This window comes from uncultured Phocaeicola sp., from assembly GCF_948499155.1.
In the GTDB taxonomy this organism is placed as follows: Bacteria; Bacteroidota; Bacteroidia; order Bacteroidales; family Bacteroidaceae; genus Phocaeicola; species Phocaeicola faecalis.
In genome coordinates, this window is sequence record NZ_CAOOSE010000010.1 from 19,418 (window position 1) to 44,790 (window position 25,373).

The following is a 25,373-nucleotide window of genomic DNA, read 5'->3' on the forward strand; positions in this document are numbered from 1 at the left end:
TTTAAAAGAGCAATTTATGTCTGTTATTTATAAATTCTTATTTCCCTCAAAACCGGATGGTACAGCCATGTCATTACTATTATTGGCATTACGCATTTTATTCGGTGTATTATTGATGTCACACGGAGTGCAGAAATGGGCAAACTTCGATGCTATGAGTGGAAGTTTCCCGGATCCTTTGGGAGTAGGAAGCCAAATGTCTCTCATGTTGGCTATTTTTGGCGAACTGGCCTGTTCACTGGCTTTTATCTTCGGATTCCTTTACCGCCTTGCTATGATTCCCATGATTTTCACAATGAGCATGGCATTTTTTGTGATTCACGGTAATGACCCGTTCTCTGTCAAAGAGCTGGCATTTATCTATCTTGTGGTATTTGTTCTGATGTACATAGCCGGACCCGGCAAGTATTCTATCGACCACTTTATCGCCAAGGCTATTTCGAAAACCAACAGATAAGTATTAATTAATATGCTTTAAAAAGCGTCTGATATCATCTTCCAGCCTTTTATAAAGCGGAGATTCTTTGTAACTCGTATGCTTGCGGAGTACTATGTCAACTCCTAACTGACGGCGCTGATAGCTTGTCAGCTCATTATGGAACTGCATATCGTGCTCGGCAAGTTCTTTAATTTCCGCCTCACGCTCACGACGGAGAACATTGCAGACAGGTGTCAGCAACTTCATCACCACACTATCCATGATATGATGTCCCTGAATAAACATATAAGTATTATCCGGATAGACACCCAATTGGGCAAACTCTTCTTTCATAGCTTCTATCTCCCCTATCGCCTTGGGATGACGACGTTCCAGCTCCTGTAATTTCCGCCTTACACGCCGGCCCATATTTTCCAAACTGCGTTCGGGCCGATAAACACTTACTTGATCCAACTTGACAAACGAACAAAAGTCAAGCAATGAAAATTCGGATAATATATGTTTCCGATAAAACCATACCGACCAAATAAAAAGCGGGTAAGCAATCTGTGAATACATCTTCATAAAGGCAACAAAATCTACCAACGGATGGTCATTCAAAGTAGCCATGACACACACTTCATGCAAAGCTTCCGAATAACACTGATAGTTTTCAATGGCGTATGCATACGTATGAAACACATACTTATTATTGATAATATAGCGGGAAGTATGCGTAGCACCCTGAAGTAAATAGTCGTAATCACTGTCTACACAGGCAATCATATTCTGTCCCAGCTGTGCACCCAGTTCATTCATCAATACAGATTTCTTGCCTTTTGCCAAAGTGGTTTTGGAAGGAAGCATCACTTCAAAATAACGAGTATCATCTTCAAACTCTCCCAATAAGGTACGCCAAAAAGAAACATCATCGTAACTTTCAACATAAGCCACGATTTTCCGTCTTGCCTTTTTGGGCTTTAACATATTCGCTGCACCGATATATAAAGAAGAAAGGTTGTCGGATAATCTCTTTCCCATAGTCGTGTCGTTTAGTTAAATTCATTGTGTTATGTCGCTCACTTCGGTAACGGCATCAAGCCATCCGTCCATGACCAAAGCCGGCGAATGAGTAGTGAGTACAATCTGTACATTGGGATTCAATTCACGAATCAATGAAATGAGACGCTGCTGCCATTCAACATGAAGGGAAACCTCAGGCTCATCCATAAACAATACCCCATGCCGCTTATCCTGTACCAAAACAGTGAGCAAAATAACCAATATCTGTTTTTCTCCCGAAGAGAGTTGGTAGGGATATAACGTATCACCGTCTTGCTCAAACAAAATCTCATTACTCTGACGGATGATTTTCTTTCCTGTTTCTCCGAAAAGGTCATCCATTAAATCCTGGAATTTCTTTTTAGGATAAGACATTTGGGCAGCACGCATTTGGTCTTCGGGATTACCGGAGGTAAGACACTCGATGATACGATTTCCTATGTTCACCTGATAGTCCAGATAACGACGTTGCAACTGATAAAGCTGCCAGTCCAGTTCTGTCTTCACATTCTTATCTGCCATCTTTTCGAGCAATTCGGAATGAATCAGCGGCCGGTCAAAACTTCTGATAACATCAAAATGAATTTGAGTTGCGTCTTCGGGAGAAAAGACAAAATGTACACCCGGTGCCGAGCCATTACTTAAAGCTCCCCCTTCCAAAGCGCTCAAACTATTTACAGACCTGTTTAGAATAGTACTCTTACCGATTCCATTCACCCCACTCAAAATGTTAACATCAGGGCGAAGTTCCCACGAGATATCCTTACGTCCCCACAACCGCTTAATCTCGATACGCTTAATATAATCAGCCTGCTTTTTCATTTTATATAAATTTACTATAAAGCAAAGATAGAAAATATAAAAAGAAACGCCTACATTTGTACTGTTATTTAAGGTAAAAAAGATATGGCTATTCAGAAGTATAAAGGACATTTGGCATTGCTGGGCGCTGCCATAATGTGGGGATTAATGTCACCCATCGGCAAAACGGCTTTAGAGAACGGAATTTCAGGACTTTCACTGGCAACTTTTCGGATGACGGGAGGCGCAGTCTGTTTTTGGATTGCATCTATTTTCGCACCCAAAGAACAAGTAAGGTCTCATGACTTGATGATGTTGTTCTTTGCCGGACTATTGGGTATCGTATTTAATCAAGGTTGCTTTACCTTCGGGTTATCGCTCACCTCTCCCATCGACGCTTCCATCGTGACCACCACCGCCCCAATTGCAACCATGATTGTTGCAGCCGTCTATTTGAAAGAACCGGTGACCGGAAAGAAAGTAATCGGCATCTTTTTAGGTTCTATTGGGGCTTTAACCTTGATTATGAGCAGCCAAGGCTCTACGGACAGTAACGCCGGAAGTATCCCGGGAGACTTGTTGTGTCTGGCGGCCCAGATAAGTTTTTCTTTTTATCTGGCTATCTTTAAAGGACTTATCAGCAGATATAATATCTTCACATTGATGAAATGGATGTTCACGTATGCCGCCATCTGTTTTATTCCATTCTCTTATCACGAAGTATCGGCCGTTCAATTCAACGAGATATCCCCCGCCACATGGGGCTGCGTCATCTTTGTTATCTTGGGAGGCACATTCTTTGCCTATATTCTAATGATGATAGGACAAAAGACATTGCGTCCGACTGTTATCAGTATGTATAATTACGTACAACCGATTGTCGGTACTTCCGTCTCTATTTTATTGGGAATGGGTACATTCGGACTGGCAAAAGGACTGGCCGTCGTATTGGTCTTCTTAGGAGTATATATTGTCACTCAAAGCAAGAGCCGCGAACAGATGCTGGCTGAACAGGCGGCTCAAAAAAACAGGGAATAACGGCTGTCACAAACACCCTCCCTCTACCGGAGAATTATATGATTGACTCTTCCAAGCGAAGTTGCTCTATATATTTCTCCGTGTCTTCCCAAAGCTGTTTGGCCTGCGGATGGTTCATGAACTTATCCTTCACTTTCTTCGGTTTGCAAGAAGCAAATAATTGTCCGGTCACTCCCGACACTTCTTCATCCAGCAATAAGTGAATAGCTGTTGCCGCCCCTTCTTTGGGAGTACGGATACAAGGGCGGAAAAACCAATCCGTCAGTTTATCAAACCACATATCCATACGAATGATATTGGTAGAAACAATTCCCGGGTCGGCGGCATTAACTGTAATCCCGCTATCCTTCACTCTTTCCGACAGTTCGCGCGTAAACAGCCACAAAGCCAACTTGGTGTTGCTATAAATAGGAATGCGCCAAAAGCTGCCAGGCTTTCCGCGCGAAAAAAAATCGGGCGTAATATGCCCTACAGAATAAGTGCACGAAACCATATTGACAATACGGCTCCCTTTCCCCATCAAAGGCAATAATTTCATAGTCAAAAGAAAAGGAGCAACATAATTCACCGCCACCGTTCTTTCCAGCCCGTCTTCAGTCTGCATCAAATGAGTACTCATTGTTCCGGCATTATTCATCAAAAGATCAATATGTTTTCCACGTCCCAACAGTCCGTCCGCAACATTGATAACAGACGCCATAGAAGACAAATCAACCTGACGTACTTCTATCTCCTTGTTTCCTGTTTCCAATATCATCTGATTCTTACGTTCCTCTCCTTTAAAAAGAGTATAACACAACATAATGACATGATATCCTGCTCCGGCTACAGCACGGGTAATTTCCTTTCCCATTCCTCCATCGGCACCGGTTATAACAGCTAATTTACTCATTTTTCCACTCCTGCTTTTATATATACATATTTATTTCTTCTCCAATCTCTCAATCTCTTTTTTCAAACTAGCCGGCAGTTCTTCCCGCAAGTGCTGGTGGCAAGCCATCTCGATAGTGTACATCCGTGCTATACAATAGTTGCTATGCTTACAGTTGCAACGCGCCTTCTCCTCTTCACGCATACGGTTGACAAAACCGGGTTCATTGAGCAAAGCACGTGCCATCTGTACAAATTCAAAACCATAATCCAATACCTCATCAATCTTTTCACGCGAGACTAATCCGCCGACATATACTAACGGAATATCCTTGATTTCGGTTCTGAACTTCAAGGCATCTTCCAAAAAATAGGCTTCTTTGAAAGGCACAGTCGGAATCATCCATTTACCTACCAGCCTGACTCCATACTTCAACCACCAGCAGTCCATATAGTGAGTCATAGTCTTGATAGGCATCTCGCCGCGCATGACATACATCGGAGCCTTGCTAACAAAACCTCCACTCAGCACCAACGCCTGCGCACCATCCTGCACCAATCGTTTGGCTACCTGCATTGTTTCGTCTATCTCCATGCCTCCCTTGAAACCGTCACGCATATTCATTTTCACCAATACAGCCATATCACTACCTGCAGCCTGCATCACCTCGTTCATAACCATATCCATAAAACGCATACGGTTCTCTAATGAACCACCATACTCATCTTTACGATGATTGGTATAAGGAGAAAGAAACTGACTGATGAGATATCCATGTCCGGCATGAATTTCCACTGCGTCAAAACCGGCTTCACGCGCTAAATTGACAGAACGGCCATAAGCTTTTGCCATCACCGGAAGTTCGTCCTTACGCAAACCGCGCACAAATGTAGGCGAATAAAGATTGAAACCGGAAGAAGCTCCTACAGGAGTTACCCCACAAATACTTTTATGAGACATATTTCCACAATGCCCCAGCTGAATGCCGGCTGCCGCACCTTCCTTATGAATGGCATCAGTTATCTTTTTCAACCCCGGCACTATTTCAGGACGCATCCACAACTGCCGATCAAAAGACAAACCGCTTTGAGCCACAGCAGCATAAGCGATTGTGGTCATTCCTACCCCTCCGGCCGCTACTGCACGGTGATAATCCAATAATTGCTGTGAAGGTACATTGCCCGGACACATGCTTTCAAAAGCTGCCGAACGGATGGTACGATTTCTCAAAGTAAGCGGTCCGATGGATGCCGAAGTAAATAGTTTAGAATCTATCATGACTTTTATAATTTATAGTCCAATCAGTTAATAAATAAAAGGAATCATTCGTTTCCTGCTACCCACAGCCTGTGCTCCAAACTCTTCACGATAACGATTACGGATAGAATTGGCACGGGGAGCCAGATTAGCAAACGTCCACAATACAAATACCCAAGCAGCCGGTGAACAAGTCAGTACGGCAAAACCTACCCATTCCAATAATTCTCCGAAATAGTTACCGGATGTGACATATCGGTACATTCCTTTCTGTGGCAAATAATGGCGGGTGTCGCCCGGTTTGCGCAAATGACGTATCACACTGTCTGAATGAATATTAATTCCCATACCTACAAAAAACAAAACCACTCCCGACCAGAAAGAAGGAGTGCCGAACCATGCATCCGAGTAAAGTCCGTCGGGGGCAATATAAAAGAGCCACTCGCCTTGCATCAGACCGTTCAACACATTAAAGGCCACTCCCATCAGCATAATGGCAATAGGCATCCGGCTCTTTCCTTTCATCAGGAAAGGGAATATAAATGCACGCTGGAAATAATGCAATTCAAAGAGAAGAAAAAAGACAAGAGGTACTGCGTCGCAACGCACACTACTATTCCACCATAAATAAAGCATGACGAAAAACACCGGTGCTTCCATCAATACCCAACCCACTTTATTGTTCAGGGAAATTCCCCATTTAGAAGTTTGGAACATACCGTAGCCGGCACGCACATAATAAAGGGCTACAAATACAACACCCGCTAATGCAGTCATTGTCAGAAGCAATAATTCAAAAGTCTGTTGTTCCATACTCGTTCCTCCTTTTATTAGATTTAGTTAGTCACTAACAAATTTAAAGAAAATTCGAGAGAGGAGAAAGAATTTAGCTAGTTTTTGTGAGAAAAGACTATAAAAACAAGAATTTGACGAAAAACATCCGGCGTACAAGCGACCCATGTGTTCGCCCATACACCGGATATTCTCCTCATCAATTCCAAAAAGATTGTTACTTCATATATTCAACCGCTGACATTCCCTTGCCTGTCAAGTGAAACCGACACATTACGTTTTCATCCATGATGGAAGCAGATTGATTTCACCCATAAAAATCCCGGCTTATTTTTCAGCCATTATCTCTGCTTCAAAGGCACATATTCCATTTCTTCCAATACATTCTTATACGCCGGACGAATAATACGTTTTCCTTCAAAATTCAATTCCTCATTGCGATGTGCACACCAGCCTACAATACGCGCCATTGCAAACAATGGAGTGAAGATTTCCTGTGGCAAACCAATCATTTCATATACAAAGCCCGAATAGAAGTCAATGTTGCTGGATACCGTCTTTCCATTATTCTTAATCTTTCCGAACATAGCGATAGCACGCTCTTCCAACAACTCCAGAAAAGCAAATTCTTCTTCCTTACCTTTTTCTTTTGCCAGGTCACGTGCCAATTCTTTCAACAAGATGGCACGAGGGTCGGAAATAGTATAAACAGCATGACCGATACCATAAATCAGACCGGTTTTATCATACGCCTCCTTATTCAACATACGGGTAAAGTAGGTATCGATTTCATCCACATTCGTCCAATCCTTAATATTTTCCTGCAAATGATGGAACATATCCGCCACCTGAATATTTGCTCCTCCGTGAAGCGGGCCTTTCAACGAACCGATACCTGCGGCGATGGCCGAATAAGTATCCGTGCGGCTGGATGAAACGACACGTACGGTAAAAGTAGAGTTGTTACCGCCACCGTGTTCTGCCTGAAGCACCAACAACAAATCAAGTGTACGTGCGTCGAGCTCCGTATAATCCCGTTTCAGCATATACAGGAAATTTTCTGCAATGGACAGTTTTTCACGCGGATGACGGATATGCAACGAACGACCGTATGTGGCATGACGCAACATATTATATGCATAGGCAATGATTGTAGGGAATTTGGAAATCAAGTCAATGCTCTGGCGCATCAGATTATCACGCGAAGTATCATCCGCCTGCGGGTCGAAACGATACATCTCCAATACGCTGCGTGCCAGAATATTCATAATATTATTTCCCTCCAACTCAATGATATTCATTTTAGTCTTCTGCTCCAGCGGCGTATTATCATTAATCAGTTCACAGAAAGACGCCAATTCTTCCTTGTCGGGCAAATGGCCGGAAAGCAACAAATATGCCACCTCTTCAAAGCCGAAGCGTTTCTCTTTAATAATGCTATGTGCCAAATCTTCCAAGTCATAGCCACGGTAGAAAAGTTTACCGGGTATCGGTTTCAATCCTCCTCCGGGAATACGTTCATATCCCACCACATTGCCAATCTTTGTCAGTCCTACCAGCACTCCCGTGCCGTCTTCATTACGCAAGCCGCGTTTTACATCAAACTTTTTAAACAGTTCATTCTCAATCCGAGTCGCATTTTTCATTTCCTCGGAGAGCTTATAAATAATGTATTCCTTTTTCATATCCGTGAGTTTTTAGGAGTTTATTCTTTCTATTATTTCTTTTGTAAAATCAGAAGTTCCAAGTGACACTCCGTTCGGCATAAAACGAGCCAAATCATGAGTGGCACGTCCTTCGCCAAAGCTGGCCTCCAATGCATTCACAATGAGTACTGCCGCCTTGTTCCAGCCGAAATGCTCCAGCATCATCACTGCCGACAGTATGAGCGAACAAGGATTTACCACATCTTTTCCGGCAATATTGGGAGCCGTTCCGTGAGTTGCCTCAAAAATGGCATGTCCCGTATTGTAATTGATATTCGCTCCCGGAGCAATACCGATGCCACCCACCATCGCTGCCAGTTGGTCGGAAATATAATCTCCGTTCAGATTCAACGTAGCCACTACCGAATATTCCTCAGGAATCAACAAAGTGTTCTGCAAGAATGCATCTGCAATGCAATCTTTAATGATGAGTTTGCCGGATGCCATCGCTTCTCCGAACTCACGTTCCGCCACTTCATAACCCCATTTTTTAAACCCTCCTTCGGTGAACTTCATAATATTTCCTTTATGAACCAATGTAACCGAAGGCAAGTCATGCTCCAAAGCGTATTTACACGCCGCACGTACCAAACGTTCCGTTCCTTCTCTGGATACAGGTTTCACGCCAAAAGAAGAAGTTTCGGGGAAACGTACCTTTGTCACTCCCATCTCCTCATGCAAGAAACGATAAAACTTTTCGGCTTCAGGCGTTCCGGCTTCCCATTCGATACCGGCATAAATATCTTCCGTGTTTTCGCGGAAAATGTGCATATCCACTTTCTGAGGTTCTTTCACCGGAGACACAACCCCGCGAAACCAACGTACAGGGCGCAAACAAACATACAAATCAAGTGTCTGTCGCAACGCCACATTCAAAGAACGGATACCACCCCCCACCGGAGTAGTCAACGGCCCTTTAATACCAACACCATGTTCTTGAAAAGCTTTCATCGTTTCTTCCGGCAACCATGATCCTGTTTCATTAAAAGCACGTTCACCGGCCAACACTTCCAGCCATTCTATTTCATGCTCGTTGCCGTAAGCCTTTTTCACGGCTGCATCTACAATTGACTGCATAGCAGGAGTAATCTCCGCTCCCACTCCATCGCCTGTAATATAAGGTACTGTCTTTTTCATCTTTTATCTTGCATTTAGAGCAGAGCCGGCACGGAACCAACCTATCTGCTGTTCGTTATAAGTATGTTGTACTTCAAAACTGTCCCGAGTGCCATCTTCATGGTGCAAAGTCACAGTCAGATGCTTACCTGGAACAAACTCCTTCAAACCTCCGACAGTTATTAAGTCATGTTCCTGCACCTTGTCATAATCCGCTTTATCAACAAAAGTCACTGCCAGCATACCTTGCTTCTTCAAGTTAGTCTCATGAATACGTGCAAAACTCTTCGCCAAAATTACTTTCACATTCAGGAAGCGGGGTTCCATCGCTGCGTGTTCGCGGCTGGAACCTTCTCCATAATTTTCTTCCGCAACAACCATAGAGCCGATACCTTTCGCTTTATATTGCTTGGCCGTAGCCGATACACTTTCATACGTGTTTGTTAATCGGTTCCATACCTTATTCGTTTCGCCATTGAAAGCATTTACAGCCCCCATCAACATATTATCGGAAATGTTTTCCAGATGTCCCCGGAAACGAAGCCATGGACCTGCCATCGAAATATGGTCAGTAGTACATTTGCCTTGCGCTTTAATCAGTAAAGGCATATCTGCAAAATCCTTTCCGTCCCATACCGGAAACGGAGCCAATAACTGCAAACGCTGTGATTCGGGATTCACCTTAATTTCCACCTGTGCACCGGCAGGAGCCAAATAACCGGAATTACCCTGAGTGAAGCCTGCCGACGGCAATTCATCTCCCTTGGGAACGCTCAATTTCACCTTCTCGCCTTCTTGGTTTATCAACGTATCTTTCAACGGATTGAAACATAAATCACCGGCAATAGTCAGAGCCAATACCAATTCGGGCGAAGCTACAAATGCATGTGTATTCGGATTACCATCGGCACGTTTGGCAAAATTACGGTTGAAGGAAGTAACAATCGAATTTTTACGGGCAGAATCATCGGTATGGCGTTTCCACTGTCCGATACACGGTCCGCAAGCATTCGCCATAATAGTAGCCCCAATCTTTTGGAAAGCATCAATCATCCCGTCACGTTCGGCAGTGGCCCGAATCTGCTCAGAGCCCGGATTGACAATCAGAGGAGCGGCCACAACCAAATGCTTTTCAGCTACCTGACGGGCAATGGAAGCGGCCCGACTTAAATCCTGATACGATGAATTGGTACATGAACCTATCAACCCGACTTCCATCTTACGCGGATAACCATTAACCAAGACCTTTTCGGCAAACTCTGAAATAGGTGTCGCGGCATCCGGTGTAAACGGCCCGTTGATATAAGGTTCCAATTCGGACAAATTGATTTCAATCACACGGTCGTAAAAAACAGAAGGATTGGCAACAACCTCTGCATCGGCACGTAAATCATTTGCAACATTTTCGGCCATCTCTGCCACAGATTCCCTTCCGGTAGCTTTCAGATACACAGCCATCCGGTCATCATAAGGAAACAATGAAGTGGTAGCTCCCACCTCTGCACCCATATTGCAGATAGTAGCCTTACCGGTTGCTGAAAGAGAAGCAGTTCCTTCTCCAAAATATTCTATAATGGCATTCGTTCCACCTTTCACGGTCAGGATACCGGCCAATTTCAGAATCACATCCTTTGGCGAAGCCCATCCATTCAAGCTCCCGGTCAGATGAACACCAATCAGTTTCGGCATCTTTAATTCCCATTCCATCCCGGTCATTACATCCACAGCATCGGCTCCCCCGACCCCGATTGCCACCATTCCCAATCCGCCGGCATTGGGGGTATGAGAATCCGTTCCTACCATCATTCCCCCGGGAAAAGCATAGTTTTCGAGTACTACCTGATGAATAATTCCTGCTCCCGGTTTCCAGAATCCGATACCGAAACGCGAAGAAACATCCCGAAGGAAATCGTATACCTCACAATTGGTTTCAGTAGCCGTCGCAATATCCGGACCGGCCCCTTTATATGCCTGAATCAAATGATCACAGTGCACGGTGGAAGGTACAGCGACAGAATTCTTTCCGGCATTGATAAATTGCAACAATGCCATTTGTGCCGTCGCGTCTTGCATAGCCACACGGTCGGGACGGAAATTCACATAGTCCTCACCACGTTCATAATTCTTCAGTTGGGCATCATCATAAAGATGCGTATACAGAATCTTCTCAGCCAATGTCAGCGGACGCTGTAACACGGCTCTTACCCGGCTTATCTTCTTTTCGAAAGAAGCATAAAAGGCTCTTAACATGTCCAAGTCATATACCATACCTTCTACTATTTATAATTATTACAGTTTTAAATTAATTTCATTTTTGGCAATATAAGGATAATATTCGATTTCTTGTGTAATCTATAATACGTTTAACAAAATAAAACATAAAGCCCTAACTAGAAGATTATTATTATCTTTGCAATTCTTATAGAAAAAAGCATCATTATGAACCAACATACACCCCTTTCTAATATAATTAACAAACTACAACGCAAAGAGTTGTTGCTAAAGTTAGAATATGATTACGAAAAAGAAACTTTCAGGCAACAGACCGAAGCAATGGGCATCGGCCGCAAAGTGAAACGGGGTATGTGCTGGTATCCCATATCAGCAGGAAGGAGTTACTATAACTCATTGAACCAACTGGTTGTAGAAATAGAAAGGCAAGAAGACAAAGACATAGAACATGTATTTGAGTTCGGCCGTCCGGTATGCTTTTTTACGCAAAATGCATCAGGCCAATTACATTATTTCAATTTTACGGCAACTGTCAACTACGTGGACGAAGACCGAATGGTAATCGTTCTTCCCTCGGCAGATGCATTGCTCAGCATTCAGTCAGCCGAATGGCAATTGGGAGTACAGCTTTATTTTGATGAAACCAGTTATCGGTTGATGTTCGAGGCGTTGGGACAAGTCATCAAAGCAAAAGGAAATCGCCTGGCAGAGTTACGCGAGATTTTTCATGGCCATCAAAAGGCGGAAACCTTCAGTTTCGGCTTCACCCGCTTTCCATGGTTAAACAATACACAGGAGGAAGCAGTAAATAAAGTGATGCATGCCAAAGATGTTGCGATAGTCCACGGCCCTCCCGGAACCGGCAAGACTACCACATTGGTAGAAGCTATTTACGAAACCCTTCATCGGGAAAATCAAGTCATGGTGTGTGCACAGAGCAATATGGCTGTCGATTGGATTAGTGAAAAGCTGGTCGATCGAGGTGTTCCCGTATTACGAATCGGAAACCCCACCCGCGTCAATGACAAAATGCTTGCTTTTACCTATGAACGCCGTTTTGAGAGCCATCCCGATTATCCGCAATTATGGAGTATCCGAAAAGCAATACGCGAACTCTACAGACGTTCCCACAAAGGAGCAGAACGTGAGAATATCCGACTGAAAATCAACTCACTGAAAGATCGTGCCACCGAACTGGAAATTCGCATCAACGAAGCACTGTTCGGCGAAGCACGTGTGATAGCCTGCACACTGGTAAGTTCCGCCAACAGAATATTGACAGGACATAAATTCGGTACCTTATTCATAGACGAAGCCGCACAAGCTCTAGAACCTGCCTGCTGGATTGCCATACGCAAAGCCGACCGTGTGATTTTTGCCGGTGACCATTGCCAGCTTCCCCCTACCATAAAATGTATGGAAGCAGCCCGAGGAGGATTAGACCGGACACTGATGCAAGAGATTGCAGACAACAAGCCCGACACCGTATCCTTATTAAAGGTACAATATAGAATGAATGACGAAATTATGCGTTTCTCATCAGAATGGTTCTATCATGGTGAACTGAAATCAGCCCCCGAAGTAAAATATCGGAGTATATTGGACTATGACACACCGATAGAATGGATAAATACAGAAGGAATGGAATGCAACGAAGAGCTTGTAGGTGAAAGCTTCGGCCGCATCAATAAGGAAGAGGCAGCGCTCTCCATTTCCCAACTTACCAATTATATCAATAAAATAGGTAAAGACCGTTTTCTGGAAGAACGAATTGATGTCGGATTAATTTCTCCTTATAAAGCACAAGTACAATATCTCCGTCAACTGATAAAACGAGATGCTTTCTTCAAACCCTACCGACACCTTATCACCATCAATACGGTAGATGGTTTTCAAGGACAGGAACGAGACGTTATCCTTATCAGTTTAGTACGTGCAAATGAAGAGGGACAAATTGGTTTTCTAAATGACTTGCGACGAATGAATGTAGCAATTACACGTGCACGCATGAAACTCATTATATTAGGAGACGCTTCCACACTGACTAAGCATCCGTTCTATAAAAAGTTATATGAATATATTTATTCGTTACAAACTCATTAAAAAGGTAAGATTCTTTTGTGAAACAATATAATTCAATAACTTTGTGGCCAACAAATTGGAATTGTATTTCCGAATTATGAAAGAACCAACCATAGATCTAATAGCTTTAAGTAAAGGAAACACACAGGCTTTTGACTGTGTGTTCTTACTTTATTATCCTAAAGTAAAAACTTTTATTTATAGTCTGTTGGATAACGAGGAAGAAGCTGAGGACTTAGCACAAGATACTTTTATTAAATTATGGACTGCTAGGACCCAATTATCCCAAGTACAAAATATCAATGCATATATTTACCAAACAGCCAAGCACGTTTTATATACCTTTTTAGATAAAAAGACAAACACCCACACAGTTGGAATAGACAGTGTGCAGGACACTCCCTCTCTCGAACAAGTAGAAGAAATTGTTTATAGCCACGAACTTGAATCATTGATCAATCGTGCTATTGATAATATGCCCCCACAAAGAAAGCAAATCTTCTGCATGAGTCGTAAACAAGGAATAAGTAATGAAGAAATCAGTCAACGACTGAATATCAGCAAACGTACCGTAGAAACTCACATATCCATAGCACTAGCCACATTACGGAAAGTCACTTCCGCATTAATGCTCTTCTAAATTTATTGCCTCAGAACTTTCTCTTTTCTTTTTTAAATCATAAAAAATGTAAAATACACAAAGCACGTTACGTGTATTTATTCCTAACCGGGTCTTATTATTAAAAGACTGGAAGAAATGAAAAAACAACTGATATATCAAATTATCCGTAAACTAGCCGATAGAACATTACCGGCTTCCCAACGTGATATTGTATTACGCTGGTTAACCGGACCACAAAATACTTCAGAAAAAGAGGAAGCCATGTTTCGACTATGGAATGAAACGAATGGCATAGAAGTTTCAGATGAGTCAGCAAAAAGAGCCTTACAAAATGTAAAGGAAAAACTCAATATAAACAAGTCACGAACAAGACATATCCAATGGATTCAAGTTGCAACTAAATATGCTGCTATCCTTTTATTACCTTTAATAACCGGACTGATAGTTTGGGGAATCATGGAAAACAAAGTGGCAGAAAGTTCGGATATGATAGAATGTTATGTACCCGCAGGCGAACAGAAGACCATTCAACTGCCCGACGGTACCGAGGTAAAAATCAATTCGAATTCCCTATTGATTTATCCCAAGGAATTCCATGGAGAGCAGCGGCGCGTACACTTGTCCGGTGAAGCTTTTTTCAACGTGCGGCGCAACGAGGACATGCCGTTCATCATCGGTACGGGACCACTGAAAATCAAAGTATTGGGAACACAATTCAATGTGGAATCTTATCCCGAAGACGAATACATCACCACAATTCTGAATCAAGGAAGCGTGAAAGTATTTCGCAACGAGAAGGAAGCGGAAGGGATTATCATGAAACCGGATGAAAAATTAATCTACAGCAACAAAAACAACACGTTTGAGTTGATTCACGCCGATGCCAAGAAAGAAAGTTCGTGGACTCAAGGAAAAATACGTTTTGACGAACAACTCCTTTCCTATATATTGAAAACGCTGGAACGCCGGTATAACGTACATTTCTACTATGGAAAAGACATTAACACCGAAGAATATTACACATTAGAATTTAAACACTATGAAAGCATAGAAGAAGTGATGAACGTATTATCTATCCTAATCGGAAACATTGATTACGAGATGAAAGGAAATGGCATCTTCTTGTTTCAGAAGAAAGAGAAAGGAGGTATTCCAAAATAAAAAAGGATGTCGGAAAGTGCCTTCCACAACAACTTCCCGACATTTGAAATAGACCCATAAGTTTAGTTTTTTTCTTGCTATGAGAAAATAAGATATAAAAGAATCATAAAACATATAGATCTAATACACAAAGTTATGAATTTAAATTGCAAGAAGGCTCTTTATGTGCCATTAAAAAGTGCTAAATTATTAGCCTTTTCTTCTTTGCTTTGGTGGAGCAGCGAAGCTTTTGCACAGCAGCAGGTAATCCGGTTGCCACAGAAATCCATCACGCTACAGGAAGTTTTCCAACAAATTGAGAAGCAGACGAATCTGTCTGTCGATTACAAAAAAAACGACGTCACTAAAAAGAAAGTGAACGTAGCGGGCGGAAATATCCAGGAAGTGCTGAACAAGGCTTTACAGGGAACCGGATTGAGATTCCGCTTTGAAGGACAGCACATCATCATCAGCCCCGCAGAAAAGAAATCAAAAAACGCAGGCGAACCCAAGAAAGTCATCGGTAAGATACTCGACAATAACGGCGAACCCGTCATCGGAGGTACCGTCCGTGTGAAAGGAACGACGACAGGTACCATTACCGATTTTAATGGTAACTTTACGCTCGATGCAAAAATCGATGACATACTGGAAATATCCTACATCGGTTATACTACCAAAAACATCAAAGTCGGCAACCAGGACATGCTGACCGTCAACCTGGAAGAAGACACCCAGAAGCTGGACGAAGTGGTGGTAGTAGGTTATGGTACCAGCACCAAGCGTTCGCTGATCGCTTCCGTATCGAAGGTGGAAACCGAAGGCATGGAAAAGTCACCGGTAGTCAATGTGACCGAGTCGTTGGCCGGCCGTGCACCGGGTCTGGTGATCCAAGGTAACGGTGGTGGTATCGACAAGTCTTCGACCATTACCATCCGTGGCGGTGACACTCCGTTGGTGGTGATCGACGGTATCATCCGTAACTATTCCGACTTCAAGACCCTGTCGCCCGCCGATATCGAATCGGTATCCATTCTGAAGGACGCCTCCTCGACCGCCGTGTACGGTTCACGTGCCGCCAACGGTATCCTGCAGGTAGTGACCAAGAAGGGTAAGGAAGGCAAGATGAGCATCGACTACTCATACAACCTGTCATTGGCCCAGCCCAGTGTCTACCGTGACCGCATGAACTCGGGACAGATTGCCGAACTGACCAACGAGGCCTACCGCAACGACGGTCTGGACGACTACTACACCCAGGAACAGATCGACAAGTTTTACGACGGTTCAGACCCCTTGAACTATGCCAATACCGATTGGCGCAAGCTGACGTTGCGTGATTGGGCACCTACCCAAAAGCACAACCTTACCATGACCGGCGGTACGGAAACCAACAACTACCTGGCATCGTTGGGTTACATCAACCAGGAATCCCTGTACAAGGTGAATTCACACAACATGCAGCGCTACAACGTCCGCCTCAGCCAGTCGGCCTACATCAAGAGCATCGGCCTGCGCGAAACGGCTTCGCTGGACGGATACGCCGAAGAAAAGATACACCCGTACACTTCTACGGCCGACAGTTACTACGGTGTGTTCTCCCATATCCAGAACAACTCGCCCATGTTGCCGGGGCTGAACAGCCTAGGCTTGCCATATATCGGTCCGGACAACCCCGTAGTGGAAACTTCAGATCAATCAGGTTACAAGCGCGAAAACCGCAAGATGCTGAATGCCAAGTTGCAACTGGAATGGGATGTGCCTTGGGTAAAAGGGCTGAACCTGCGCGGTGCAGTGAACTATAACTACTACATCCGTCGCGACAAGAACTGGCGCAAGGACGCTCCCCAGTTCGCCTGGGATTCGGATGTTCCGCAGGGTGGCGGTGAACCAATGTTGAACCGCTACACAGAGTCCAACTATTACTATACTTGGCAATGGTTTGCCAGCTACAACCGCACTTTCGGCAAGCACAACGTGTCGGCACTGGCCGGTTATGAAGCCACCTACGGTCTGAACGAGAACGAAAGCATGGGCCGTACGAACTATGTGTTCGACATCGACCAGTTCGGTTCGGGTCCCGAAGCCACCACGACCATCGGTGCCGGTGAAGGCGAATACGGGCGTGCCGGTTGGGTAGGCCAGGCCAAATACAACTACGACAACAAGTATTTCGCCGAGTTCTCGCTCCGTCACGACGGTTCCGACCAGTTCCCGCCGCACAAACGATGGGGTACTTTCTGGGCCGGTTCGCTCGGATGGTCGGTCGACCAGGAAAAGTTCATGGATCCGCTGAAGGAAAAGCATATCCTCGACATGCTGAAGCTCCGCGCCTCGTATGGTGAGGTAGGTGCCGACAACTGGGGTGACGGCGGCAACCCCTACCATGTCTCCCGCTACTCTTACCTGTCATCCTACGGATACAACGGCAAGGGAGCCGTCATCGACGGGAAATATTACGGTACCTTCAACGAAGGTGCTCCTGCCTCTACCGCCATCACTTGGTTTACGTCCTCACAGGCCAATGTCGGTTTCGACTTTTCGTCACTGAACAACCGCTTGTACGGTTCGTTCGACTACTTCATGTACAAGACCAAGGGCTTTATCTATGCTCCGGAAGCCAAGAATGCAGGATACTATGCACCGCTGGGTACTTCCCTGCCGAAAGTATCGACCAATGCGGAGTTCCGCCGTGCCGGTTACGAGTTCCAGCTGGGCTGGCGCAACAACATCGGCGACTTCAAGTATGACATCGCGTTGAACTACACCTACTTCAACCAGTTGTGGAACAACGACCCGAGCGAAAGCATCACTTCGCAGATGAACCCCCGTACCCGTCGTGTACAGAACACCGATTACCTGACCACCGGCTACCACTGCTTAGGCTTCTTCACTTCGGACGAAGAAATCCACCAAAGCGCATTGCCGACCAACTCGAAGAACCTGAAGCCGGGTGACCTGAAATACGAAGACGTGAACGGCGACGGTGTCATCGACGGTTCGGACTCACAGCGCATCGGCCGGGGTGGATTCCCCCACAGCAATTACGGTATCACATTGGGAGCCTCCTACAAGGGCTGGAGCGCAAGCATCCTGTTCCAGGGCGCAGGCAGCTTCGACATGATGCTGGGTTCTGTATTGCGGTATGGTACCGCCAACACCAACTGGATGCCGCTTTATGAGTTCATGACCGATACCTGGACACCGACCAACACCGATGCCCGCTATCCGCGTCTGACCCACAATGCCGGCAATGACAACGGTAACAACAACTACCTCACCAGTGACTTCTGGATGGTAGACGGAAGCTACTTCCGCCTGAAGGACTTCTCCATCTCCTACGACTTCAAGTACAGCGTGTTGAAGAAGTGCAAATGGCTCACCAAGTTGCAGGCAACCATCAGTGGGCAGAACATCTTTACCATCTCTGATGCCTTTGATTATGGTATGGACCCCGAAAACGCTAATCAGGAAAACTACGGTTACCCCAATGAACGCGTGATCGCTTTCGGTCTGAATGTTGGATTCTAAAATAGTATGAAACACATGAAAACAAATAAATTAATCTATACCTGTTTAAGTATTGCAGGATTGTTCATGACTACTTCGTGTACCGATATCATGGACACCAAACCGTTTACTTCTTACGAAGAGGAAATGGTATGGAATTCTAAAGCTACTGCCGAAGCTTTCATTGTCGGCACGTATGGTGATGTGTTAGGATCGGGTGAATACAAGAACAGTGCAGACTATTCGTACCGTACCCCCTATAGCGCACATGATGACTTCGGAAGTTCCGACGGTTTCAACCGCGAAACCTACAACGTGACAAGCGACTTCGGCATCAACCGATTCGGAACCCTGCGCCGTTGCAACATGATCATCGAAAAAGCAGCCGCCTCTACCGGCATCTCGGAAGCGGAAAAGAAAGCGATGGTAGCCGAAGGATACTGTCTGCGTGCCATGGTATTCTTTGCACAGGCCCAGCACTTCGGCCGCATCATTCCGGCCACCCGGGTGTACTCGTATCCCGAGGATATCGAGACCTTCAATACCCTGGACCTGACTGCCAATCCTACCGAGACCTACAAGTATGTGATGGACGACTTCGACCAAGCTGTCTCCGGGCTACCCGAGTCTTCGGCAACCGGCCGCCTGAACGTGTATGCAGCCCACATTCTGCGCTCGCGCGCAGCCTTGCAGGCATATGCCTACACCAAGGACGCCAGTTATCTGGAAAAAGCCAAGGAATCTTGTAACGCCGTCATCAACAGCGGCAAATATCCGTTGGTTGCTTCACAGGACGCATACAAAAACATGTTCCTGGAACCAGGTGCCTACAACACGCCCGAAATCATCTTAGGTTACTACCGTCTGGCCAACGATACGCAGTGCGACGGCATCACCGAACTGATCCGTACCGTGCCCAACGACAGCAATGACGACAACATCGGTACAGGTGTAGTGGATAAGTTCCAGAACCCCGGCGGTGTCCGCATCTTCGAGGCATGGGGCAACATATTCCCCACACAGGATCTGGTGGACATGTACCTGGTGAACGATGCCACTACCGGCGAAGCCTTGCCTTGGTACGAGACTTCACAGTACAAGAACAACGTAGAGGAACTCGACCCCGCTACCTGTACACAGGGTGCCGTTGACTCCTACGAAGGTGAAAACAGCCGCTACATGCCTACCGAAGCCGAATCGGCTACCGCTACCGTCAACTGGGGTAACGGCCGGAAATCAAGCGGTATCATCCGTTTTGCCCAATTGAAGGAAGGTTCTGAAAAGAACATCTCCGAACTGATGTACGAAAACCGCGACGCCCGCTTCTACGGAACCGTGGTCTATGACAACAGCGACTGGATGGGCGAACGTGTGACGACCCAGTTCGGCGGTAACCTGTGGTGCGGTGCCCGTAAGTACGGCGTTTCCTCACAGTTCACGACCACTTCCAGCTACTACTGGCGCAAGTCGGTTTACGAAGTGTCACCGCGTGTGTACTGGAACAACAAGACCAACTACCATTGGGTGCTCTGCCGTGCTGCCGAAGCCTACCTGAACCTGGCCGAAGTGTACCTATATGAAAAGAACGTGCAGAAAGCCGTGGAAATGCTAAACGCCACCCGTACCACTCACGGACAGCTGAAAGCCTCAACCGCTTCCACACTCGAAGACGCCTGGAAGGACTACAAGCGCGAACGTGTCTGCGAATTTGTGTTCGAAGGTTCCAACCTCTACTTCAGCATGTTGCGTTGGGGTATCGCCAACAGTACCAATGCCACATTCGCCGACGGTTATGCCGACGCTGATGTTGTGAAAGAACTTGAGACTCCCGCAACCAAGATTTATATCTCCGGTGACCGCAAGAGAATGGCAGTAGGCTATATCACCTATAGCGACCAGTACAGCCGTAAGTTTACTCCCGAACACCGCTACATGATGCCCATTCCGCAAGGATTCATCGACGACCGTGCAGCTTATGGCATCACAACGACACAAACTCCGGGTTGGTAATGCTTTGTTTAACGCTTAAAAAAAGAAAATCATGAAGAAAATATATTTAGCTATTCTTGTGATGCTGCCCCTTCTATTTACTTCCTGCCTGAAAAGCAACTTGGAAGAAATCCAGGTATATCAAGAAGCGAACATCACCAGTATTCGCGGTATGTATTACTACTTTGACATCGAAACGACCCACGACGGGAATGTCATCTTCTCAAAAGGAGACATCTCACGCGCGAATGTACAAATCGATACCGAAGCCGGTAATATCGTGATTGGCAAAGCCACTCCCGCCAAGGCAAACATCGCATCGTTCAGCCCGCAGAAAGTGGTGATGATGTTCAACATCTCGACGGCCGCTACCATCGAACCGATTGAAGGATCAGCCAAGTTAGGAGTAGAAGCGGATTGGACAGTCGGAAAGACCAACAAATACAAAGTGACCGCAGCAGACGGAAGCAGTAAGGTTTGGTCGGTTACCGTCCAGTCATACATTACTGAATAATCATCAAGTTTTCATCAAGATGCCGCCGGTGCATCCATCGGCGACATCTTACCAATAGGTATTAAAAAGTTTGTTTTTTATAATAGCATGTGATTGGGAGGGCGGAAGTCTTGTAAACAACCTTCCGCCCTTTTGTTTATATTTCCCATCAACCCAACGACAGATACTTTTAAATACCCCTTTTTTTACTTATTAAAATGAATATTATGAGAAAAACACTCTTACTATTACTTTGTGCCTGCTTAGGAATTCAATTCACCTATGCGCAAAAAGACCCGAAACTATCACTCGGCCCTGCTAAGTCCGAGTGGTTCAGAAACGCCAAGTTCGGTATGTTCATCCACTGGGGACTGTACTCCGTACTGGAAGGAAGCTATAATGGACGCACCATGCCCGACAAATCCCTGAAAAACGGAAACAGCTGGTATGCCGAATGGATTCAGACACGCATGGAAATCCCAGCAGAAGAGTACCGCAAGATAAAGGACCGTTTCAACCCGACCGGCTACAATGCCGAAGAATGGGTGCTGGAAGCCAAGAACGCCGGTATCCGTTACATCGTCATCACATCGAAGCACCACGACGGATTCGCCTTGTGGGACTCGAAGGCTTCGGACTTCGACATCATGAGCACACCTTACAAGAAAGACCTGCTACAACCGCTGGTGGACGCCTGCAAGAAACACGGCATGAAGTACGGGTTCTACTACTCACACTGGCTGGACTGGGAACACCCCCAAGGAGCCATGCCCAACTGGGTGATGGTGCGCCCAGACAAGGAGTTCCAGCAATACTGGAAGAAGAAAGCCCTGCCTCAGGTAAAAGAACTGCTGACCAAATACGACCCCGACCTCTTGTGGTTCGACACATGGGGAGAGGACTGCCACATCACACCCGAACGGCGAGACGAACTCATCGCACTCATCCGCAAGCACAGCGACAAGTGCCTCATCAACGGACGCATCTGCTACAGCAATCCCGGTGAAAACATCGACTTTCTGGAAATGGACGACAACGCTTATCCCAGCGAAATCATGGACCGTCCGTGGCAGGCTCCCGCCACCATGCAACATTCTTGGGGCTATCATGCACAAGACTTTAACTGGAAATCGGCCGATAAGATGTTGGGCTACTTGGTATATAGCACCTCGCGTGGCGGTAACTATCTGCTCAACGTAGGTCCGAAAGGCGATGGCACATTCCCTGTCCCCACCGTACGCCGCCTACGCGAAATGGGTGCCTGGATGTATGCCAACGGGGAAGCCGTGTATGGTGCAAAGCCCATCCGTCTGGATGCACCCAATGGGGTTTATTTATCACAAAAAACAACCGACGGAAAACACTGGCTATATATATCCATAACCAAACCCATGCCACAAGTCGCACTGCCCGTCAACGGTATCGGAGACTGTTTGGTGTTGGAAAGCGGATGCCCCATCAACTACAAGAATCATGGAGAATCTGTGTACATTAACGTACCCGAAAACCTGTTCACGGACTCTTCCATACAGGTCATCAAGCTTCAAATCAAATAAAGAAAGAAAAAAGCATGAAAAACATAATCAGTGTCTTCGGACTAGCCCTCTTATGTTCCTCTCCTGCGTATGCCCAATACAAAATGGAGCTGGACAAGGTTGCCACTCCCCAACTGAACTACATCAAGATGGGACACCCCGGAGCAAAAGGACAGGAAATCCGTATCAACAACTTATATTGGGAAGAGGCCGGAAAACCTAAATTCCCCGTCATGGGAGAATTCCACTACAACCGGATGGACGAACGCTATTGGCGCGAAAGCCTGATGAAAATGAAGGCGTCAGGCGTCGATATCGTATCGACCTACAACCTGTGGGTGCTCCACGAGGAATTTGAAGGCAGACAGGACTGGAGCGGAAGAAACAACCTGCGCAAGTTCGTGGAACTGTGCAAGGAAGTGGGACTCAAAGTGCATCTGCGCCCCGGTCCGTACTGCAACGCCGAAATCAGAAACGGCGGTTTCCCCGACTGGATTGAATTCAACAAAAACCTGAAGACCCGTACCAATGACCCCTTGTACCTGGAATATGTGAAGTACTGGTACCAAAGCCTGTTCAACCAAGTGAAAGGACTGCTGTACAAGGACGGAGGACCGATCGTAGCCATCCAGTTGGAAAACGAATATGTGACCGAAGGCATGGTAGTGCCCCACCTCACCGCACTGAAGGAAATCGCCGTCGAAGCGGGCTTCGACCTGCCGGTCTATTCCATGACGCACTGGATGATGAGCGATTATCCCAAAGGTGAAATCATCCCCTATGCCGGCTACTACCTGGAAACTCCGTGGATCAGTTTCGGCGACAAGGAGAACCCGACTACCGACCAGGAATTCTTTTCGTACAACCGCGTATCGGACAACATCGGCAACGACTTCATAAAGACCTCCGCCAAGGTGGAATCGCTGGACGCAAGCGCGAACGACTCCCCCTACTTCACCTGTGAAATGGGTCTGGGCGCCCCCAACTACTACATGCGCCGTGCGGTAGTGGAAGAAGAAATGGCGGGCGAGAACATCAACCTGCGCTTAGGATGCGGAGTGAACCTGATGGGATATTATATGTATGTAGGACAGACTGACCCCATAGGCGAACAATACACCACCGCTCGCGCCACTGCCCGCGTGAGCAATGACTACCAGGCTCCGATCCGCGAGTTCGGACAGCTGGGTGTGGTGATGAAGGAGAGCAAGAAGCTGAACTACTTCATGAACGATTTCGGCAGTGAGTTGGTCAGCAAGCGCGCTTTCCTTCCCCTGGCCAACCGCGACCGCAAGAACCTGCAATGGGCGGTCCGCACCGACGGTAAAAGCGGCTATGTGTTCTGCTCGAACATCCTGCACAAGCATCCCCGCAAGGAATACCGCAACGTACAGTTCAACCTGGAACTGGACGGCGAGAAAGTCTGCCTGCCACGCAAGAAGACCACCATCAAGGACCGTTCCTACTTCTTCTGGCCGTTCAACATGGACCTGAAAGGCATCGTCCTGAACTATGCCACCGCACAGCCCATCTGCCATCTCGACGAGAACGGCACCCGCCATTACTTCTTCTTTGAAGATGACGGCATCCCCGCCGAGTTCCGCTTCAAGGCCGAAAACATTGCAGAAGTACAGACCGGCAAAGGACAAGTGAAGAAGTCGAAAGACGCCTGGTTCGTAGATGGGCTGCAGGCCGGCAAGGACTGCCAGATCCGGGTAACCGGCAAGGACGGAGCACGCATCTGCATCACGCTGCTTACCGAGAAAGAGTCCGATTACATCTGGAAAGGCGAAGTAAACGGAAAGAAATTCGTTGGTTTGAGCGAATCCTTCCTGTTTTTCGACAAACAAGAAGCGTTCCTGGCTTCGGAGAACCCGACCCAAACGTTCGAACTATTCACCGGAGGCAAGTTCGTGACACAGACCTACCAATCTCCCGCTATCCGGCGCGAAGCCAAGGCTGTAGCCGTAGCTCCGATGAACGAAGCACAATGTATCCGTCCGGCCAAAGGACAATGGGTGAAACGTACTTTCGACGCCCGCAACCTGGCGGCCATCGAACGTGCCTACCTGCGCATGCAGGCCGCTCCGGAAACGAAAGCTTTCATCAACGGAAAGGAAATCACGACTACCGACTATCAGGGGTACCGGTATGCCGATGTGACAAAGGTCTGCACCGACGAAATGAACGAGATCAGTTTCCAGACAGCAGGTACGTCCAAAGACGTGACCGCCGAAGTGGAAGTCATGCTGGCCAACGGTACCCGCTGGCTGTGGAGTACCGATGCACTGTGGCGTTGTGAAGACGGACGCACCCCCATCGAAGTCCAAGTGGCAAACGCCAAGCCCTCTGCCTACGACGAACGCGAGCACCTGGCGGTATTCCAGGTAGCACTGCCCACCGACATGTGCCCCGAAAAGGCTACCCGCATCTACATCAATGCGACAGGTGACGTGGCGAATGCCTACGTGGGACAAGACCTCATCCACGACGTGTTCATCAACGGAGACGAGTGGGTAATCGGCCTGAACCGATACACCCGACAGATTGAGGGACACCCCACGCTGACCCTGCGTATTGACGGACTAAAATCGGCCGACATCAATATGTATCTCGAAAAAGACCTGATCCGCCGTACCGACTGTGTACAACCCGTGATGCGCAGCATCCGCATGGAACAGGAATATGTATCACTGTTAAAGCTGTAAA

18 protein-coding genes are annotated in these 25,373 nt (G+C 46.4%); 10 read left to right on the top strand and 8 right to left on the bottom strand.

Annotated elements, in window-relative coordinates:
* Positions 1–16: 16 nt before the first annotated feature.
* Positions 17–457, top strand: a complete 441-nt coding sequence (locus QYT14_RS09325; protein WP_288324688.1) for a DoxX family protein — start codon at positions 17–19, stop codon at positions 455–457.
* A gap of 3 nt (positions 458–460) precedes the next feature.
* On the opposite strand, the gene QYT14_RS09330 is transcribed toward QYT14_RS09325, so the two are convergent.
* Together QYT14_RS09330 and QYT14_RS09335 are read right to left on the bottom strand one after the other, a co-directional pair.
* Positions 461–1,459 carry a DUF4435 domain-containing protein gene (locus QYT14_RS09330; protein WP_237039231.1) on the bottom strand — a complete coding sequence of 333 codons (999 nt, stop codon included), beginning with the start codon at positions 1,457–1,459 and terminating at the stop codon, positions 461–463.
* A 21-nt stretch (positions 1,460–1,480) separates the two neighbouring features.
* Positions 1,481–2,302 (bottom strand): AAA family ATPase, encoded by an 822-nt coding sequence (locus QYT14_RS09335; protein ID WP_237039230.1) that lies wholly within the window; start codon positions 2,300–2,302, stop codon positions 1,481–1,483.
* Between the two features lie 84 nt (positions 2,303–2,386).
* Here QYT14_RS09335 and QYT14_RS09340 point away from each other — a divergent pair, with 84 nt between their 5' ends.
* The gene (locus tag QYT14_RS09340; RefSeq protein ID WP_237039229.1) at positions 2,387–3,319 is read left to right on the top strand and encodes a DMT family transporter; all 933 of its coding nucleotides are present in this window, start codon (positions 2,387–2,389) and stop codon (positions 3,317–3,319) included.
* A gap of 34 nt (positions 3,320–3,353) precedes the next feature.
* Here the strand turns inward: QYT14_RS09340 and QYT14_RS09345 are convergent, their stop codons facing one another.
* The 6 genes from QYT14_RS09345 to QYT14_RS09370 all read right to left on the bottom strand — a co-directional run bounded on the left by QYT14_RS09345 (position 3,354) and on the right by QYT14_RS09370 (position 11,329).
* Complete coding sequence (locus QYT14_RS09345) at positions 3,354–4,211, bottom strand: SDR family oxidoreductase (RefSeq protein WP_237039228.1); 858 nt, start codon at positions 4,209–4,211, stop codon at positions 3,354–3,356.
* 30 nt (positions 4,212–4,241) lie between these two features.
* A complete protein-coding gene (locus QYT14_RS09350; protein WP_237039227.1) occupies positions 4,242–5,468 on the bottom strand; it encodes an NADH:flavin oxidoreductase in 1,227 nt (408 codons plus the stop codon).
* 27 nt (positions 5,469–5,495) lie between these two features.
* Positions 5,496–6,260, bottom strand: coding sequence for a DUF1295 domain-containing protein (locus tag QYT14_RS09355; protein ID WP_288324687.1), 765 nt, complete (start codon positions 6,258–6,260; stop codon positions 5,496–5,498).
* Between the two features lie 320 nt (positions 6,261–6,580).
* Positions 6,581–7,924 carry a citrate/2-methylcitrate synthase gene (locus tag QYT14_RS09360; RefSeq protein WP_237039225.1) on the bottom strand — a complete coding sequence of 448 codons (1,344 nt, stop codon included), beginning with the start codon at positions 7,922–7,924 and terminating at the stop codon, positions 6,581–6,583.
* Between the two features lie 12 nt (positions 7,925–7,936).
* Entirely contained in the window at positions 7,937–9,082 is a 1,146-nt protein-coding gene (gene icd, locus QYT14_RS09365; RefSeq protein WP_288324686.1) for an NADP-dependent isocitrate dehydrogenase, read from the bottom strand.
* A 3-nt stretch (positions 9,083–9,085) separates the two neighbouring features.
* Positions 9,086–11,329, bottom strand: a complete 2,244-nt coding sequence (locus QYT14_RS09370) for an aconitate hydratase (protein WP_288324685.1) — start codon at positions 11,327–11,329, stop codon at positions 9,086–9,088.
* Between the two features lie 171 nt (positions 11,330–11,500).
* Here QYT14_RS09370 and QYT14_RS09375 point away from each other — a divergent pair, with 171 nt between their 5' ends.
* The 8 genes from QYT14_RS09375 to QYT14_RS09410 all read left to right on the top strand — a co-directional run bounded on the left by QYT14_RS09375 (position 11,501) and on the right by QYT14_RS09410 (position 25,372).
* A complete protein-coding gene (locus tag QYT14_RS09375; RefSeq protein WP_288324684.1) occupies positions 11,501–13,396 on the top strand; it encodes an AAA domain-containing protein in 1,896 nt (631 codons plus the stop codon).
* 76 nt (positions 13,397–13,472) lie between these two features.
* A complete protein-coding gene (locus tag QYT14_RS09380) occupies positions 13,473–14,015 on the top strand; it encodes an RNA polymerase sigma-70 factor (protein ID WP_288324683.1) in 543 nt (180 codons plus the stop codon).
* 117 nt (positions 14,016–14,132) lie between these two features.
* Entirely contained in the window at positions 14,133–15,158 is a 1,026-nt protein-coding gene (locus QYT14_RS09385) for a FecR family protein (protein ID WP_288324682.1), read from the top strand.
* Positions 15,159–15,293: 135 nt separating this feature from the next.
* A complete protein-coding gene (locus QYT14_RS09390) occupies positions 15,294–18,668 on the top strand; it encodes a TonB-dependent receptor (protein WP_288324681.1) in 3,375 nt (1,124 codons plus the stop codon).
* A 15-nt stretch (positions 18,669–18,683) separates the two neighbouring features.
* Positions 18,684–20,657 (top strand): RagB/SusD family nutrient uptake outer membrane protein, encoded by a 1,974-nt coding sequence (locus tag QYT14_RS09395; protein WP_288324680.1) that lies wholly within the window; start codon positions 18,684–18,686, stop codon positions 20,655–20,657.
* A gap of 31 nt (positions 20,658–20,688) precedes the next feature.
* On the top strand, positions 20,689–21,150 hold the full coding sequence (locus QYT14_RS09400; RefSeq protein WP_288324679.1) for a hypothetical protein: 462 nt from the start codon (positions 20,689–20,691) through the stop codon (positions 21,148–21,150).
* A 206-nt stretch (positions 21,151–21,356) separates the two neighbouring features.
* Positions 21,357–22,685 (top strand): alpha-L-fucosidase, encoded by a 1,329-nt coding sequence (locus tag QYT14_RS09405; protein WP_288324678.1) that lies wholly within the window; start codon positions 21,357–21,359, stop codon positions 22,683–22,685.
* Positions 22,686–22,699: 14 nt separating this feature from the next.
* Positions 22,700–25,372 carry a beta-galactosidase gene (locus QYT14_RS09410; protein WP_288324677.1) on the top strand — a complete coding sequence of 891 codons (2,673 nt, stop codon included), beginning with the start codon at positions 22,700–22,702 and terminating at the stop codon, positions 25,370–25,372.
* Position 25,373: the final 1 nt, after the last annotated feature.

Coding starts and splice junctions, on each gene's coding strand:
- icd (WP_288324686.1), bottom strand. CDS start 9,082: ATGAAAAAGACAGTACCTTATATTACAGGCGATGGAGTGGGAGCGGAG.
- QYT14_RS09405 (WP_288324678.1), top strand. CDS start 21,357: ATGAGAAAAACACTCTTACTATTACTTTGTGCCTGCTTAGGAATTCAA.
- QYT14_RS09335 (WP_237039230.1), bottom strand. CDS start 2,302: ATGAAAAAGCAGGCTGATTATATTAAGCGTATCGAGATTAAGCGGTTG.
- QYT14_RS09360 (WP_237039225.1), bottom strand. CDS start 7,924: ATGAAAAAGGAATACATTATTTATAAGCTCTCCGAGGAAATGAAAAAT.
- QYT14_RS09330 (WP_237039231.1), bottom strand. CDS start 1,459: ATGGGAAAGAGATTATCCGACAACCTTTCTTCTTTATATATCGGTGCA.
- QYT14_RS09390 (WP_288324681.1), top strand. CDS start 15,294: ATGAATTTAAATTGCAAGAAGGCTCTTTATGTGCCATTAAAAAGTGCT.
- QYT14_RS09380 (WP_288324683.1), top strand. CDS start 13,473: ATGAAAGAACCAACCATAGATCTAATAGCTTTAAGTAAAGGAAACACA.
- QYT14_RS09370 (WP_288324685.1), bottom strand. CDS start 11,329: ATGGTATATGACTTGGACATGTTAAGAGCCTTTTATGCTTCTTTCGAA.
- QYT14_RS09340 (WP_237039229.1), top strand. CDS start 2,387: ATGGCTATTCAGAAGTATAAAGGACATTTGGCATTGCTGGGCGCTGCC.
- QYT14_RS09385 (WP_288324682.1), top strand. CDS start 14,133: ATGAAAAAACAACTGATATATCAAATTATCCGTAAACTAGCCGATAGA.
- QYT14_RS09400 (WP_288324679.1), top strand. CDS start 20,689: ATGAAGAAAATATATTTAGCTATTCTTGTGATGCTGCCCCTTCTATTT.
- QYT14_RS09355 (WP_288324687.1), bottom strand. CDS start 6,260: ATGGAACAACAGACTTTTGAATTATTGCTTCTGACAATGACTGCATTA.
- QYT14_RS09345 (WP_237039228.1), bottom strand. CDS start 4,211: ATGAGTAAATTAGCTGTTATAACCGGTGCCGATGGAGGAATGGGAAAG.
- QYT14_RS09375 (WP_288324684.1), top strand. CDS start 11,501: ATGAACCAACATACACCCCTTTCTAATATAATTAACAAACTACAACGC.
- QYT14_RS09325 (WP_288324688.1), top strand. CDS start 17: ATGTCTGTTATTTATAAATTCTTATTTCCCTCAAAACCGGATGGTACA.
- QYT14_RS09410 (WP_288324677.1), top strand. CDS start 22,700: ATGAAAAACATAATCAGTGTCTTCGGACTAGCCCTCTTATGTTCCTCT.
- QYT14_RS09350 (WP_237039227.1), bottom strand. CDS start 5,468: ATGATAGATTCTAAACTATTTACTTCGGCATCCATCGGACCGCTTACT.
- QYT14_RS09395 (WP_288324680.1), top strand. CDS start 18,684: ATGAAAACAAATAAATTAATCTATACCTGTTTAAGTATTGCAGGATTG.